Below are 15427 nucleotides of genomic sequence, written 5' to 3' on the forward strand. Positions count from 1 at the left end.
ACTCAGCTGAGCCGCTCCAGCACCATCGCCATGCCCTGGCCGCCGCCGACGCACATGGTCTCCAGACCGATGGTCTTGTCGTGCCACTCCAGCGAGTTGAGCAGGGTGCCGGTGATCCGGGCGCCGGTCATGCCGAACGGGTGCCCGACGGCGATCGCGCCACCCATCACGTTCACCTTCTCCTCCGGGATGCCCAGCTGCCGGTAGGAGGGGATGACCTGGGCGGCGAACGCCTCGTTGATCTCGACCAGGTCCACGTCGTCGACCGTCATGCCGGCCCGCGCCAGCGCCTGCTTTGACGCCTCGACCGGCCCGAGGCCCATGATCTCCGGGGAGAGGGCGGTGACGCCGGTGGAGACGATCCGGGCCAACGGGGTGAGCCCGAGGTCCTTCGCCCGCTGGGCGCTCATCACCACCACGGCCGCGGCGCCGTCGTTGAGCGGACAGCAGTTGCCGGCGGTGATCCGCCCGTCCGGACGGAACACCGGCTTCAGGCCGGCGACCGCCTCCAGGGTCACCCCGGCCCGGGGGCCGTCGTCGGTGCTGACGACCGTACCGTCGGGCGTGGTGACCGGGGTGATCTCGCGGGCCCAGAACCCGTCGGCGATCGCCTTCTCGGCGAGGTTCTGGCTGCGGACGCCGAACGCGTCCATGTCCTCGCGGGTCACGTCGTGGACCTGGGCCAGGTTCTCCGCGGTCTGCCCCATGGCCAGGTAGATGTCGGGGAGCTGGCCGGCCTCCCGCGGGTCGGTCCACACCTCGGCGCCGCCCTGCGCGCGGCTCTCCGACCGGGCCCGGGCCTCGGCGAAGCGCGGGTTCTCCCAGCCCCCGCCGACCAGCGCCTGCGCCTCCGGCGGCAGCGCGTCGGAGTTGCCCCGGGCGTACCGGGAGACCATCTCCACCCCGGCGGAGATGAAGACGTCGCCCTCGCCGGCCCGGATCGCGTGCATCGCCATCCGGGTGGTCTGCAACGACGAGGCGCAGTAGCGGGTCAACGTGGCGCCGGGCAGGCCGTCCAGGCCCAGCAGGGTGGCGACCACCCGGGCCATGTTGAAGCCCTGCTCACCACCGGGCAGGCCGCACCCGAGGTACATGTCGTCGATCTGGGACGGGTCGAGCTGGGGAACCTTGTCCAGGGCGGCCTGGACGATCGTGGCAGCGAGATCGTCCGGACGGACCTCGCGCAGCGAACCCTTGAACGCGCGGCCGATGGGGGACCGGGCGGTGGCGACGATGACAGCGTCGCGGGACGACTCAATCGGCATGAACCAACGTTAACTCGCCGGTAACTTGGCGCGGAAGGAGCCCGAGCGACGGGAAATGTCACCCTGGCGGGGGCAGCGCGCGCAATCCCCCCGCTGTCCCCACCCATCGGCCTTCGCGTGCTGTCCCCGCCCCTGGCCCCCGCCCGCCGGCCCCGCCCTTGGCCCCGGGCCCTGTCCCGCGCTGTCCTCGCCCACGGCCCACGCGCGGGGCGCCGCGTATTGCTGCCGCGCAGCGCCGCGTGTTCCGGTGCGCGGCACCGCCTGATGCTCCCGCGTGCGGCGCTGCCCGTTGTTCCCGCGCTGCGCGCGCCCCGCGCTGCGCGCGCCCCGCGCCGTCCGCGCCCGCGTGCGGTCCACGCGCCGCTGCCATGATCGCGCTGGATCCAGGAAGTAGTGGCTTCCTCGTAGGTTCGAGGCCACTACTTCCCGGATTGAGCACGATCTTGGCGGGTGGCGCCGCAGGCAGGCGCGGGTGAGCGGGCGCGACGCGGACGTGGCGTGCGTGGCGCGGGGTGACGCGGCGCGGGGTGGGCGTGGAGTGGCGCGGGGCGGGTGGGCGCGACGCGGGCGGGGTGGGCGCGGCGCTGCGCGGCGTGAGGGCGCGGGCGCGGCGTGAGGGCGCGGGCGAGGCGTGAGGGCGCGGAGCCGCGAGGCCCTGGGGCGCGGGTGAGGCATGGGGGCCGAGCGAAGCGGGAGCGGGTGCCGTGCGGGTGGTGGGCGGGTCAGTGTCGGGAGGCGACGTTCGCGGCGGCGGCCACCGCCGGCAGCAGGGCGTGGGCCCAGACCCGGTAGCCGTCGGCGGAGGGGTGGAAGCCGTCCCGGCAGAGCGTCCCGGCGTCGGCCCGGAACACCGGCCCGGTCTCCGCGCCCAGGTCCACGACGGCCCCGCCGGCGTCGAGCACGGCGCCGGTCTGCGCCCGGGCGATCCGCCGCCCGGACCAGCCGATCACCTGGCGCAGCGGCTGCGCCACGGCGCGTACCGCTCCGAGGTCGGGGCAGGTGCCGACCACCACTTCGACCCGCGCCTCGCGCAGCCGGCGGACCGCCGCGCCGAGGTAGGCGGCCGCCTCGGCCGGGCGGCGCAGGGCGGTGGCGTCGTTCGCGCCGATCAGGATCAGCGCCACGTCGGGACGGTCGCCGAGCAGCGCCCGGGCCACCTGGGTGGCCAGGTCCGTGGAGCGGGAACCGGAGACCCCGACGCTGGACAGGTGCACCTTGCGCCCGGTCGGCCCTTCGGAGAGCAGGTGGGCCAGCCGCCCGCCGACCGTCTCGTCGAAGTGTTCCACCCCGACGCCGAGGGCGGAGGAGTCGCCGAGCAGCACCAGCCGTAGTGGCGGGGCGCCGGCCCGGCCGACCGTGGCGCGCAGGGCCAGCCCCAGCTCCGGCTGGGCGTACGTGCGGTTCCGTGCGGCGACGGCCTGCCCGGCGAGCACCGCGGCGCCGCCGATCGTGCCGGCGACCAGCGAGAGGGCTGCCGCCCGGCCGAGCCGGAGTGCCAGCTCCGTGCTCGAGGTGCGCTCGCTCATGCCGATCCCTCCAGTGTGGGTGAGTCGGCGGCGGGACCGGGTTGCGGCACCGCGCCGACGCCGAAGAACGCCCGCCGACGCAGTTGCGCCCAGCGGCCGGCCGGTCCGCGGTCGCGGCCCCGGACCTGGGTGCCGCTGACCTCCGTGCCGGCGTGCCGGGCCGCCTCCTGGGCGGCCTGCGGCAACGACCGTACGCCTTCTCCCCGGGCCAGGACAGGCTTGCGTTCGGGACCGGCGCCGAGGGCGGAGAGCACGGTGGGCAGCAGCGCCGCCGCCGCCACCGCATACCCCTCGGCGGACGGGTGGAACCGGTCCCAGGCGAACATCCGGGTCGGCTCGGCGGCGAACCGGGGGCCGAGCATGTCGCCGAGGGAGACCGTCCAACCGCCCGCCTCGACCACGGCGACGGTCTGCGCGGCGGCCAGCTGCCGGCTCCACCGTCGGGCCAGCCAGCGCAGCGGCGGCTGGATCGGTTGGATCGCGCCCAGGTCGGGGCAGGTGCCCACGACCACCTCGCAGCCCGCGGCGCGGAGCGCCAGGACCGCGTCGACGAGGTAGCGCACCGCGAGCCCGGGCGGGGTGCGGTTGGTGACGTCGTTGCCGCCGATCAGGATCACCGCGACGTCCGGGTCGCACTCCAGCGCCGACTCGACCTGCGGCTTCAACCCGGCCGACAGGGAGCCCACCACGGCGAAGCGGCGCACCCGGACCGGCCGGTGCAGCCGGCGGGACAGCCCGGTGGCGAGCAGCGCGCCCAGCGTCTCCCGTCGCCGGTGCACGCCGTAGCTGGCTGCGGAGGAGTCACCGAGCACCACCATGGTCAGCGGCCGGCCGGGGAGCTTCGGGCCGTAGACGCCGTCGCAGCGGGGCGGGGGCGCCTCCGCCATCGGGATGGTGCGCCGGGCCTGCCGGGCCTGCCCGAGCAGCACGCCGCCGGTCGCGACGACCGCCGCCGCGCCGGCACCCGTGCCGATCGCCGCCACCCGGGCGACCTGCCGCACGCGCTGCCAGGACCGACCCTCGGGCAAGACGGAACCAGCGACCCCCATACCGCGACATTATCGCGCCGGCACGACACGCCGCTGTCGTCGCGACGGCTGGTTCGTGGCTGGAGTACGACCGTTCTGGGTACCTGTCCCCGCGACAGGCGGCCGGGCGCCGCGCCGCGAAGGTCGGCGGCTTGCGCGGTCGCGTCACGCTGGTCGGCGGAGAGGAGCTCGACGATGGGTAGGACGTTGAAGCGGAGAGCGGCGTTCACCGCGCTGGTCCGGGCGCTGGCCAGCGGTGCGCGGGGTGGCCCGTCGCTGGGGGAGCGGCTGGCGGCGCTGCCCCGGATGATCAGGGCCACCGCCCGGGGCGAGTACGACGGCGGCCTCCGGCTGGCCATGATGACGGCGGCCACCGCGTACGTCGTCTCGCCGGTCGACGTGGTGCCGGAGCTGTTCCTGACGGTCTTCGGTCTGGTGGACGACGCGGTCATGGTCACCTGGCTGGCCGGGAGCGTGCTGGCGGAGACGGAGCGCTTCCTGGAATGGGAGGCGCGTCGCAGCTCCGTCATCCCCGGGCATGTGACGCCCTGAGGCGACGTACCCTGGGCGGGCGAGAACGCGATCCATCTGCCCGGCACCGCCGCCGGCGCCGTGACGAAGGGCACAACGAGGTGCAGTACTACGACAACGTCGTCGACATGATCGGCAACACCCCGCTGGTACGGCTGCGCAACGTCACCGAGGGCGTCCAGGCGACCGTGCTGGCGAAGGTGGAGTACCTCAACCCGGGCGGTTCCGTGAAGGACCGGATCGCGCTGCGCATGGTGGAGGACGCCGAGGCCGCGGGCATCCTCAAGCCGGGCGGCACCATCGTCGAGCCGACCAGCGGCAACACCGGCGTTGGTCTGGCCCTGGTGGCGCAGCTCAAGGGCTACAAGTGCGTCTTCGTCTGCCCGGACAAGGTCAGCCAGGACAAGCAGGACGTGCTGCGGGCGTACGGCGCCGAGGTGGTGGTCTGCCCGACCGCGGTCGCGCCGGAGGACCCGCGCTCCTACTACAACGTCTCCGACCGGCTGGCCCGGGAGATCCCCGGCGCCTGGAAGCCCAACCAGTACAGCAACCCGGCGAACCCGCGTTCGCACTACGAGACGACCGGCCCGGAGCTGTGGCAGCAGACCGGGGGCGGGCTGACCCACTTCGTGGCGGGCGTCGGCACCGGCGGCACCATCTCCGGCATCGGCCGCTACCTCAAGGAGGCCTCCGAGGGCCGGGTGAAGGTCATCGGCGCCGACCCGGAGGGCTCGGTCTACTCCGGCGGCACCGGCCGCCCGTACCTGGTCGAGGGGGTCGGCGAGGACTTCTGGCCGGAGACGTACGACCGGGGTGTCGCCGACGAGATCGTGGAGGTCTCCGACAAGGAGTCCTTCGAGATGACCCGGCGGCTGGCCCGCGAGGAGGGGCTGCTGGTCGGCGGCTCGTGCGGGATGGCCGTGGTGGCCGCGCTGGAGGTCGCCCGCAAGGCCGGCCCGGACGACGTGATCGTGGTGCTGCTGCCGGACAGCGGCAAGGGCTACCTGTCCAAGATCTTCAACGACCGGTGGATGGCCCGGTACGGCTTCCTGGACAACTCGGGCACCGAGCCGACCGTGGCGGACGCGCTGGCCAGCAAGCCGGGCGGCCTGCCGGAGCTGGTGCACGTCCACCCCACCGAGACGGTGCGTGACGCGATCGACTACATGCGCGAGTACGGCGTCTCCCAGCTGCCGGTGCTCAAGGCCGAGCCGCCGGTGGTCACCGGTGAGGTGGCCGGCTCGATCGCCGAGAAGGACCTGCTGGACGCGCTCTTCACCGGCCAGGCGCACCTGCACGACATGATCGAGCGGCACATGGCCGAGCCGCTGCCGATGATCGGCGGCGGCCAGCCGGTGAGCGAGGCGGTCGGCATGCTGGAGAAGGCCGACGCCGCCCTGGTGCTGGTCGACGGCAAGCCCAAGGGCGTGCTCACCCGCCAGGACCTGCTCGCCCACCTCGGCGCTCGCTGACCTCGTCGTTCCGGCCGAAGGGCCCTGCCCGCCCCGGGTAAGGGCCCTTCGGCGTACGTCGGGCCCCGCCGTCGGCCGCAGTTCCTCCCGCTCGTGGCCGGGACCATGACGCTTCCGGGAGCCGGCCGCCTGATTCAGAGCGGGCGGGCGTAGCGCAGCTGCGGGACCTCCACCGCGCCGATGTGCTCGTCCCGGACCCGCCCGGTGGGGGCCCAGCCGCCGTGCTCGTAGAAGCGGCGGGCGGACGCGTTCTCCCGCAGCACCCAGAGCACCCCGCCGGACCAGCCCCGCGACCGCATGGCCGCCAGCGCGTCGATCATCAGCTCCCGGCCGGTGCCCCGGCCGCGCTCCGCCGGGTCGAGGTGGATGGCGTTGAGCAGGCCGGTCGCCGGGTCGCCCTCGTCGTCCGGGCCGAGGTGGCTGAAGCCGACCAGCCGGCCGTCGCGCTCCGCCACGGTCATCCGGTGGTCGTCGCGTTCCCAGGTCCAGCGCTCCACCCAGTACGCCCCCATCGCCTCCTCGCCCGGTTCGGCCAGCGCCTCCGGCGGCAGGAACGACGAGTACGCGGCCACCCGGGACCGCTGGTGCAGGGCGCCCACCGCCATCAGGTCGTCCTCGGTGGCGGGGCGCAGGGTGACGGTCATCGGGCCGAGGCTACCCGTCGCGGCGGCACCTGCACGGTCGCCAGGTCCTCGGCGATCACCAGGTCCCCGTCGAAGTGCGCGCGGGCCTCGTCGTGGAAGCGGCGCGGGTCGGCGTACCGCTGGGAGAAGTGGGTGAGCACGAGCCGGCGTACCCCGGACTCGGCCGCCACCCGCGCGGCCTGCGCCGCGGTGAGGTGGCCGACCTCGGCGGCGAGGGCGGCCTCGGACTCCAGGAAGGTCGACTCGATGACCAGCAGGTCGGCGTGTTCGGCGAGGGCGTACACCCCGTCGCAGAGGCCGGTGTCCATCACGAAGGCGAACCGCTGCCCCGGTCGGACCACGCTCACCTCGTCCCGAGTGACGCGACGCCCGTCGAGGTCCAGGTGGCCGACGCGCAGCAGCTCCCCGACCGCCGGCCCCGCGATGCCGTACGCGGACAGCTTCTCCGGCAGCATCCGGCAGCCGTCGGGCTCGACCAGCCGGTAGCCGTACGTCTCGATGGGGTGCCGCAGCCGGCGGGCCTCCAGCGTGCCGGCGCCCAGGGTGATCCGCTGCCCGTCGGCCTCGATCGGCTCGACCCGCAGCTCGGCGGTCTCGTGGAAGGAGCTGGCGTGGCGCAGCCGGGCGAAGTACTCGGCCCCGCCGCCGGGGAAGTGCACCGCCACCGGGTGCGGCACCCGGTCCAGGGAGAGCCGCTGGATGGTGCCGGGCAGGCCGAGGCAGTGGTCGCCGTGGAAGTGGGTGACGCAGATCCGGGTCAGGTCGGTCGCGGTGACGCCGGTGTGCAGCAGCTGTCGCTGGCTGCCCTCGCCCGGGTCGAAGAGGATGACCTCGTCGTCCCAGCGCAGCACGTACCCGTTGTGGTTGCGCTGCCGGGTCGGCGCCTGGCTGGCCGTCCCGAGCACCACCAGCTCGCGCATCGACACGCTGGTCTCGTTTCGGAAAGGGTCGACCCCCGGGGCTTCCGCGCTGGCGCGCGGGCCGGCTGGACTGGGCCGGCACCCCGGGGGTCGGGTGGCTGTCGTGGATTCGCCGCACCGCTGCCACACGGTCTCGACGATGGTGCTGTGCCCGCCTCGCGGCGGACGAGTTCTACTGTCGAGGACAGCGGCTAGCGGACAGCCACCTCACGAGTCCGATTGCTATACAAGTCTGGACCACCTCCTTTCCCGTGTACCGCCACGCTATCGACTTCTGCGGGGGCCCGGCAACGGATTTCGATCACAGGCCGGCGGGGAATGCCGCAGCGCAGCGGTCAGGGGGTTTCGGCGATCCCGATCGGGCCCTCGCGGGGCCCCTCCTCGCTGGCCGGCTGCACCGCCAGCGACGGGAAGTCGGCCAGGTCGCCCTCCGGCTCGGCGTCCCACTCGGGGAAGACCAGGTCGCTCTGGAGGTAGAGACAGAGCAGCTGGGTGAGGTGGCGCAGCCCGTCCAGGTGGGTGCGCTCGTGCCCGTGGGTGGCGTCCACCCCGAAACCGAGCAGCGCGACCCGGGCGTGCGCGCCCGCCTCGACGGCCGCCGCCACGTCGGAGCGGTAGTACTCGAAGACGTCCCGGACCAGCTCCACCCCGTGTTCCCGGGCGATCGAGGCCAGCTTGCGGGTCAGGTGGTAGTCGAACGGGCCCACCCCGTCGCCCATCGCCAGGGTCGCCGCGTCCTCCCGGGACTGCTGCCCCGGGGCGACCACCGCCGCGTCGACCGAGACGATCTCCGCGACGTCCGGGTCCAGGCCGTGGCTCGCCCCATGGCCGATCTCCTCGGTGACCGTGACCAGCAGGTGCGCGGTGACCGCCGGGGTGACGCGTGCGTCGACCATCGCCTTGAGGGCGGTCAGCACCGCCGCCACGCCGGCCTTGTCGTCCAGGTGGCGGGACTTGACGTACCCGCTCGGCGTCACCGTCGGGTCGGGCAGGAACGCCACGAAGTCGCCGGCGTCGATGCCGAGGGCCCGCAGCCCGGCGATGTCGTCGACCGGCTCGTCGACCCGCACCTCGACGTGCTGCCAGCCGACGCCCTGCAGGTCGACGTCGTCGTTGTAGCGGTGCCCGCTGGCCTTGAGCGGCAGCACCTGGCCGGTGATCACCCGGTCCAGGTCGTCGGTGAAGATCCGCACGTGGGCGCCCTCGGCGAACCGGGCGCTGTGCGTGCCGATGGTCTTCAGCTCCAGCCGGCCGTTCTCCTTCAGCCGCTTCACCATCCCGCCGATGGTGTCGGTGTGCACGACGATCGCCCGGTCGGCGCCGGTCTGCCGGGGCCCCGGCAGGCAGGCGCTGAGCGCGCCGCGCCGGGTCAGCGTGGAGGAGATGCCGAGCGCGGAGAGCCGTTCGCCCACGTACTGCTGCACGTGGTCGGTACGCCCCGAGGGGCTGGGGATCTCCAGCAGCTCCACCAGCACCTGGCGCAGGTAGTCCAGGTCGATCTCCAACGGCCTCGGGCTCACGCGGCACCTCCCGGGCCGGCTGGGGACCAGAGCCGCTGCGGCGCTCTGGTGCCGGGGAAGAGCAGGTCCACGAAGCGCTCGGCGGTCGGCTGCGGCTCGTGGTTGGCCAGCCCCGGCCGCTCGTTGGCCTCGATGAAGACGTGCTCCGGCCGGTCGGGGGCGGGGACCAGCAGGTCCAGCCCGGTCACCGGGATGTCCAGCGCCCGACTCGCCGCCACGCACGCCTCGGCGATCGCGGGGTGCAGGTCGGCCGTCACGTCGTGGATCGTGCCGCCGGTGTGCAGGTTGGCGGTGCGCCGTACGGCCAGCACCTCGCCCTCGGGCAGCACGTCGTCCATCCGGTACCCGGCCTCGGCCACCACCTCGCGGGTCATCGCGTCGACCGGGATGCGGGACTCGCCACCGGTGGCGGCGGCCCGCCGGCGGCTCTGCCGCTCGATCAGCTCGGTGATGTCGTGCACGCCGTCGCCGGTGATCTGGGCCGGCCGGCGGACGGCGGCGGCGACCACCTCGTGGTCGATGACGATCACCCGCAGGTCCTCGCCGTCGCGCATCTCCTCGATCAGCACGTCGGGGCAGAACCGCCGGGCCAGCTCCACCGCCGCGGTCAGCGCCTCGGGGGTGCGTACCCCGACGGTGATGCCGTTGCCCTGCTCGCCGCGGGCGGGCTTGACCACCACCGGGCCCACCTCGGCCAGGAAGGCCCGGTCGGCCGGCTCGCCGGTGGCGGTCCGGCCGCGCGGCACCGACAGGCCGGCCTCGGTGAGGATCCGTCGGGTGACCCGCTTGTCGTCGCAGCGGCTCATCGCCACCGCCGAGGTCAGCTCGGAGAGCGACTCGCGGGTGTGGATGGTCCGACCGCCGTTGCTCAGCCGCAGCTCGCCCCAGTGCGCGTCGGTGACCTCCACCCGGATGCCGCGCCGCATCGCCTCGTCGGCGACGATCTTCGCGTACGGGTTGAGCTGGTCGTACCCGGGCGGGGTCGCGGGGAGGAAGAGCCGCTCGTTGATCGGGTTCTTGCGCTTGACGCAGAGCGTGGCGGTGCGGTGGAAGCCGAGCCGCTCGTAGAGCCGGATCGCCCCGGAGTTCTCGGCGAGCACCGACAGGTCGACGAAGGCGCGGCCCCGCTCGTCCAGCCGGTCGGCCAGCCCGGTCAGCAGCGCCTGGCCGGTGCCGGGCGGCGCGGTGTTGAAGTCCACGGTCAGGCACCAGAGGCTGGCGCCGTTCTCCGGGTCGGCGAAGACGGCGACGTGGTCGACGCCGGTGATGGTGCCGACGATCTCGCCGGTGGCCGCCTCGGCCACCAGGTGCAGGAAACGGTCGCTGCCGGCGTTGTCGACCAGCGTCTCGACCGGGGCGGTGACCATCCCGTTGCGGGCGTAGATCCGGTTCACCGCGTCCGCGTCGTCGGCGTCGCGCAGCGGCCGGATCACCAGTCCGGGGACCTCGTCACCGCTGTCGGTCGTCGTGGGGCGCCGCTCGCCCAGCGGCAGCCGGTAGGTCAGCGACGGGTCGATGAACAGCTCGTCGGGCAGCCGGGACACCAGCACGTGCGGATCGCGCAGGTAGATGCAGATGTCCCGGGAACCGGCCGCCTCGGAGCGCAGCACGGCGGCCACGGCGGCCTGGTCGGTGAAGGTCTGGCCGAAGACCAGCCGGCCCCAGCCGCAGTCCAGCACCACGCCGTCGGACGGCGGGGTGGGCTCGGTCCGGCGCGGCTCGGCGGCGCCGGGGGCCACCGGGTCCCCGCCCGGTCCGACGTGTTCCCGGCGGCGGCCGAGCACCCGCTCCCGGTCGGTCCGCGCCACGCCGGTCACCAGTGTCTCCGTCATGGTCAGTCGATTCCGTGGCTCTGCAGCCACATTTCCAGGAGTCCCAGTTGCCACAGCTTGTTTCCGTTCAACGGGGTCAGTTCGGCGTTCGGATCGGCGAGCAGCGCGTCGACGTAGTCGGCGCGGAACAGGTCCCGGCGGCGGGCGGCCGGCGCGCTGAGCGCGTCGCGTACCCGGTCGAGGAGCTTGCCCTCCAGGTGGGTGAGGCCCGGCACCGGGAAGTAGCCCTTCGGCCGGTCGATGACCTCGTGCGGCAGCACCCGGCGACCGATCTCCTTGAGCACGCCCTTGCCGCCCTGGGCCAGCTTCAACTCCGGCGGGCAGCTCGCGGCCAGCTCCACGAACTCGTGGTCGAGGAAGGGCACCCGGGCCTCCAGCCCGTGCGCCATGGTCATGTTGTCGACCCGCTTCACCGGGTCGTCGGTCAGCATGACCTGGGTGTCGATCCGCAGGCCGGCGTCGACCGCGGTCGACGCGCCCGGCCGGCCCAGGTGCGCGGCGACGAACTCCCGCGCCGGGTCGCCGTCGGCCAGCCAGGCCGGGTTGAGCACCCGGGCCAGTCCGGCCGCGTCCCGGTCGAAGAACGCCTTGGCGTACGTGTCGAGCGCCCGCTCCCGGTCGACGCCGGCCAGCGGCGGGTACCAGTGGTAGCCGCCGAGGATCTCGTCCGCGCCCTGACCGGACTGGACCACCTTGACGTGCCGGGACACCTCCTGACTGAGCAGGTAGAAGGCGACGCAGTCGTGGCTGACCATCGGCTCGCTCATCGCCTCGACCGCCGCCTCCAGCGGCGGCAGCAGGTCGCCGGTGGGCACCTTGAGCTGGTGGTGGTCGGTGCCGAAGGTCTTCGCCACCAGGTCGGAGTAGACGAACTCGTCGCCCTCCCGGCCGCCGACGGAGTCGAAGCCGATGGAGAAGGTGGCCAGGCCGGTCTGTCCCTCGCCGGCGAGCAGCGCGACGACGAGGCTGGAGTCGAGGCCGCCGGAGAGCAGCACGCCGACCGGCACATCGGCGACCATCCGGCGCCGTACCGCGGTGGTCAACGAGTCCAGCAGGGCGTCCTGCCAGTCCCGCTCGGTCCAGTCGGCCCGGTCGGCGGCCCGGGCGAAGGCCGGATCCCAGTAGACCCGCTCGTGGGTGCGGCCGTCGGGCTCGTAGACCCGGACGGTGGCCGGGGGGAGCTTGGCGACGCCGCGCAGGATGGTCCGCGGCGGCGGCACGATGCTGTGGAAGCTGAGGTAGTGGGCGAGCGCCACCGGGTCGATCGAGGTGTCGACGCCGCCACCGGCCAGCAGGGCCGGCAGGGTGCTGGCGAAGCGCACCACGCCGGGCGTCTCGGCCAGGTAGAGCGGCTTGATGCCGAGCCGGTCGCGGGCCAGCACCAGCCGACCACTGTCCCGTTCGCTGATCGCCACCGCGAACATGCCGGTCAGGTGGTCGACGAAGTCGGTCCCCCACTCGGCGTACGCCTTGACCACGACCTCGCTGTCGCCGGAGGAGAAGAAGCGGTGACCCCGGGCCTGCAACTCCTCGCGCAGCTCACGGTAGTTGTAGATGCACCCGTTGAAGACGCCGGTCAGGCCGGCGGCGGCGTCGACGATCGGTTGGCCGCTCGCCGCGGACAGGTCGATGATCTTCAGCCGGCGGTGCCCCAGGGCGACCGGGCCCTGGGACCACACTCCGCTGTCGTCGGGCCCTCGGTCACTCATCGTGGCCGCCATGCGCTCCACCGCCCCGACATCGGCGCGTGAGCCGTCACGGCGGAACTCTCCCGCAAGTCCGCACATGGCAGGCCATGCTGCCAGAGGTTGTTGCAGTTCGCCTGTTGAGCTGATGTCGGCGGCGCTACGTCCTTGCTAGGATGCGCGGTCCTTGCGGAAGAGTCTCCCACCAGGCCGGCTTTCCTGCCTCCGGCCGGGCGGGTGCCCGAATGGGACCGGGCCCGCGGTGTGACAAACACCGCAGGCCCGGGAAGCGAGATCCAGTTCGGTCAGCCGGCGGTACGGGCCACGCCGACCGGGCAGCTCAGCCCGTTGGGGCCGTGGTTGCAGTAACCGTCCGGGTTCTTCGTCGGGGCGAGGTACTGCTGGTGGTAGTCCTCCGCGAAGTAGTACTTGCCCAGCGGGGCGATCTCCGTGGTGATCTCACCCTTGCCGGCCTGCGCCACGATCGGCGCGAACGCGTCTCGGGACGCCTCGGCGGTGGCCCGCTGCTCGTCGGTGGTGAAGTAGATCGCCGACCGGTACTGGGTGCCCACGTCGTTGCCCTGACGCATGCCCTGCGTCGGGTCGTGGTTCTCCCAGAACACCTTGAGCAGGTCCTCGTACCGGATGATCGTGGGGTCGTAGACCACCTGGACCACCTCGGCGTGGCCGGTCCCGCCCGAGCAGACCTCCTCGTACGTCGGGTTCGGCGTGATGCCGCCCGCGTAGCCGGCGGAGGTGGTGATCACACCCGGCAGGGTCCAGAACAGCCGCTCGGCACCCCAGAAACAGCCCATGCCGAAGACCGCGACCTGGGCGCCCTCCGGAAACGGGCCCTTCAGCGAGGAGTTGAGCACCTCGTGCCGGTCGGCGATCGGCATCGCGATCAGCCGGCCCGGCAGGGACTGGTCGGGGGTGGGCAGTTCGGCCTTCATGCGGCGAAGGAACACGTGGAACTCCTTTCGTACCTCTTCCCCGCCTCTAACACCGCCGGGCCCGCATTCCTTACCCGCCCGGGAAGAACTCAGGCCGGTGCGGCCACCGCGGCGGCGAGCCGGTCGGCGTACCCCTGGGCCTCGGCGTCGTCGGCGTAGCGGGTGCGGGGCCAGAAGAAGCCGCGCAGGCCGTCCCCCTTCGTCCGGGGCACGACGTGGGTGTGCAGGTGCGGCACCGACTGGGACACCCGGTTGTTCATCGCCACGAACGTTCCACCTACTCCCAGACCGGACTCCACCGCGACGGCGAGCCGCTGGACCAGGCGGAAGTAGCCGGGCAGCGCGTCGGCCGGCAGTTCGTTGAGGGTGATCAGGTGGGTGCGCGGCACCACCAGCACGTGCCCCTTGAAGACCGGCCGGGTGTCCAGGAAGGCGACGCCGTCCGGCTCGTCGGCCACCCGGAACGCCGGCACCTCGCCCGCGACGATCCCGCAGAACACGCACCCGCTCACGGGACCAAGGCTAGGCCCTGCGCCAGCCGCCCGCCGGAGCTGCGTCGCCCAGTCATGGCGATTCGAGGTAGCTGTCCCACTCGCTCTCGGCCACCCCCGTCGGCCCGGTCACTCCACCGCCCAGGCGTGCAACGCGCGGATGTGCTCATCGGTGAGCCCGTACGACGCAAAGGTCTGATCGTCCAGCTCACCAACGGCACCCAGTCGGTCGGCCAGCTCCTCGAGGGAGAAGCCAACCGTGTGTCGCGCGTTCACGCGGGACGGCAGCGGGGCGGCCGAGGTCACCGGGCGAGTATCGCCCACCCCTCCGACAGGCCGCCGCCGTGACCCGCGGGCGGGTTCCGCCCGCCCCGGCGGACCGGCGGACTAACGTCTGCGGAATGAACCACGGCTTCGAGACGCTCGCCATCCACGCCGGCCAGGACCCGGAGGCCCGCACCGGTGCGGTGATCCCACCGATTTACCAGACCAGCACCTACGCCCAGGACGCGGTCGGTGCGCCCCGGCTGGGCTACGAGTACAGCCGCTCCGGCAACCCCACCCGGGACGCGCTCCAGGAGTGCCTCGCCGCGCTGGAGGGTGGCCCGGTGGCGCTCGCCTTCGCCAGCGGCCTGGCCGCCGAGGACACCCTGCTGCGGACCGTCTGCAAGCCGGGCGACCACGTGGTCATCCCGGACGACGCGTACGGCGGCACCTACCGGCTCTTCGCCCGGGTCGCCGAGCGCTGGGGGCTGGCGTTCACCCCGGCGAAGGTCTCCGACCCGGACGCCGTCCGGGCCGCGATCCGCCCCGGCAGCACGAAGATCGTCTGGTTGGAGACGCCGACGAACCCGCTGCTCGGCATCGCCGACATCGCCACCCTCGCCGCCATCGCGCACGAGGCCGGCGCGCTGCTGGTGGTGGACAACACCTTCGCCTCGCCGTACCTGCAGCAGCCGATCGCGCACGGCGCGGACGTGGTCGTGCACTCCACCACCAAGTACGTCGGCGGGCACTCCGACGTGGTCGGTGGCGCCCTGATCGCCGCCGACGCCGGTCTCGGCGACGAGCTGCGCTACCACCAGAACGCGATGGGCGCGATCAACGGTCCGTTCGACGCCTGGCTCACCCTGCGCGGCATCAAGACCCTCGGGGTCCGGATGGACCGGCACTGCGACAACGCCGAGCGGATCGCCGGGTACCTGGACGGGCACGCCAAGGTGGGCCAGGTCCTCTACCCGGGCCTGCCCTCGCACCCCGGTCACGAGGTGGCCGCGAAGCAGATGCGCCGGTTCGGCGGCATGATCTCCTTCCGCGCGGCCGGCGGTGAGGAGCACGCGGTGGAGATCTGCAACCGGACGAAGCTCTTCGTGCTCGCCGAGTCGCTCGGTGGCGTGGAATCCCTGATCGAGCACCCGGGCCGGATGACACACGCAAGTGCTGCCGGCTCGCCGCTTGAAGTACCCGGCGATCTCGTGCGACTGTCTGTCGGCATTGAGACGGTCGACGACCTGTTGGCCGATCTGGAGCAGGCGTTGGGCTGACCGCTGCTGAGGGAGG

General features: G+C 73.3%; 14 protein-coding genes. 3 read left to right on the plus strand and 11 right to left on the minus strand.

Features of this window, described 5'->3' with window-relative positions; all coding sequences use genetic code 11:
* Positions 1-2: 2 nt before the first annotated feature.
* The 3 genes from V6U79_RS00110 to V6U79_RS00120 form a co-directional block, all read right to left on the minus strand.
* A complete protein-coding gene (locus V6U79_RS00110; protein WP_334613013.1) occupies positions 3-1265 on the minus strand; it encodes an acetyl-CoA C-acetyltransferase in 1263 nt (420 codons plus the stop codon).
* Between the two features lie 722 nt (positions 1266-1987).
* Complete coding sequence (locus V6U79_RS00115) at positions 1988-2791, minus strand: SGNH/GDSL hydrolase family protein (protein ID WP_334613014.1); 804 nt, start codon at positions 2789-2791, stop codon at positions 1988-1990.
* Positions 2788-3819 (minus strand): SGNH/GDSL hydrolase family protein, encoded by a 1032-nt coding sequence (locus tag V6U79_RS00120; protein WP_442933255.1) that lies wholly within the window; start codon positions 3817-3819, stop codon positions 2788-2790. The genes V6U79_RS00115 and V6U79_RS00120 overlap by 4 nt, the downstream gene beginning before the upstream one ends.
* A gap of 195 nt (positions 3820-4014) precedes the next feature.
* Here V6U79_RS00120 and V6U79_RS00125 point away from each other — a divergent pair, with 195 nt between their 5' ends.
* Positions 4015-4371 (plus strand): YkvA family protein, encoded by a 357-nt coding sequence (locus V6U79_RS00125; protein ID WP_334519924.1) that lies wholly within the window; start codon positions 4015-4017, stop codon positions 4369-4371.
* Between the two features lie 80 nt (positions 4372-4451).
* Entirely contained in the window at positions 4452-5822 is a 1371-nt protein-coding gene (locus V6U79_RS00130; protein WP_334519921.1) for a cystathionine beta-synthase, read from the plus strand.
* 134 nt (positions 5823-5956) lie between these two features.
* On the opposite strand, the gene V6U79_RS00135 is transcribed toward V6U79_RS00130, so the two are convergent.
* The 8 genes from V6U79_RS00135 to V6U79_RS00170 all read right to left on the minus strand — a co-directional run bounded on the left by V6U79_RS00135 (position 5957) and on the right by V6U79_RS00170 (position 14173).
* Positions 5957-6466, minus strand: coding sequence for a GNAT family N-acetyltransferase (locus V6U79_RS00135; RefSeq protein ID WP_334613015.1), 510 nt, complete (start codon positions 6464-6466; stop codon positions 5957-5959).
* Complete coding sequence (locus V6U79_RS00140) at positions 6463-7392, minus strand: ribonuclease Z (protein WP_334613016.1); 930 nt, start codon at positions 7390-7392, stop codon at positions 6463-6465. Before V6U79_RS00140 ends, V6U79_RS00135 begins: the two co-directional genes overlap by 4 nt.
* A gap of 329 nt (positions 7393-7721) precedes the next feature.
* Positions 7722-8906, minus strand: coding sequence for an osmoprotectant NAGGN system M42 family peptidase (locus V6U79_RS00145; protein ID WP_334519912.1), 1185 nt, complete (start codon positions 8904-8906; stop codon positions 7722-7724).
* Positions 8903-10738, minus strand: a complete 1836-nt coding sequence (gene ngg / locus V6U79_RS00150; protein ID WP_334613017.1) for an N-acetylglutaminylglutamine synthetase — start codon at positions 10736-10738, stop codon at positions 8903-8905. Before ngg ends, V6U79_RS00145 begins: the two co-directional genes overlap by 4 nt.
* A gap of 2 nt (positions 10739-10740) precedes the next feature.
* Positions 10741-12525 carry an N-acetylglutaminylglutamine amidotransferase gene (locus V6U79_RS00155; RefSeq protein WP_334613018.1) on the minus strand — a complete coding sequence of 595 codons (1785 nt, stop codon included), beginning with the start codon at positions 12523-12525 and terminating at the stop codon, positions 10741-10743.
* A gap of 203 nt (positions 12526-12728) precedes the next feature.
* A complete protein-coding gene (gene msrA, locus V6U79_RS00160) occupies positions 12729-13391 on the minus strand; it encodes a peptide-methionine (S)-S-oxide reductase MsrA (RefSeq protein WP_334613019.1) in 663 nt (220 codons plus the stop codon).
* 74 nt (positions 13392-13465) lie between these two features.
* Positions 13466-13888, minus strand: a complete 423-nt coding sequence (locus V6U79_RS00165; protein ID WP_334519902.1) for an HIT family protein — start codon at positions 13886-13888, stop codon at positions 13466-13468.
* Between the two features lie 108 nt (positions 13889-13996).
* Positions 13997-14173, minus strand: a complete 177-nt coding sequence (locus tag V6U79_RS00170; RefSeq protein ID WP_334613020.1) for a hypothetical protein — start codon at positions 14171-14173, stop codon at positions 13997-13999.
* Positions 14174-14268: 95 nt separating this feature from the next.
* Between V6U79_RS00170 and V6U79_RS00175 the strand changes: the two genes are divergently transcribed.
* Entirely contained in the window at positions 14269-15411 is a 1143-nt protein-coding gene (locus V6U79_RS00175; protein WP_334519899.1) for a cystathionine gamma-synthase, read from the plus strand.
* The last annotated feature ends 16 nt before the right edge of the window (positions 15412-15427 follow it).

Source organism: Micromonospora psammae, from assembly GCF_036902725.1.
In the GTDB taxonomy this organism is placed as follows: domain Bacteria; phylum Actinomycetota; class Actinomycetes; order Mycobacteriales; family Micromonosporaceae; genus Micromonospora.

Bases quoted from the DNA above. Each gene is read 5' to 3' on its own strand.
- V6U79_RS00110 (WP_334613013.1), bottom strand. From the start codon at position 1,265: ATGCCGATTGAGTCGTCCCGCGACGCTGTCATCGTCGCCACCGCCCGG.
- V6U79_RS00115 (WP_334613014.1), bottom strand. From the start codon at position 2,791: ATGAGCGAGCGCACCTCGAGCACGGAGCTGGCACTCCGGCTCGGCCGG.
- V6U79_RS00125 (WP_334519924.1), top strand. From the start codon at position 4,015: ATGGGTAGGACGTTGAAGCGGAGAGCGGCGTTCACCGCGCTGGTCCGG.
- V6U79_RS00135 (WP_334613015.1), bottom strand. From the start codon at position 6,466: ATGACCGTCACCCTGCGCCCCGCCACCGAGGACGACCTGATGGCGGTG.
- ngg (WP_334613017.1), bottom strand. From the start codon at position 10,738: ATGACGGAGACACTGGTGACCGGCGTGGCGCGGACCGACCGGGAGCGG.
- V6U79_RS00155 (WP_334613018.1), bottom strand. From the start codon at position 12,525: ATGTGCGGACTTGCGGGAGAGTTCCGCCGTGACGGCTCACGCGCCGAT.
- V6U79_RS00175 (WP_334519899.1), top strand. From the start codon at position 14,269: ATGAACCACGGCTTCGAGACGCTCGCCATCCACGCCGGCCAGGACCCG.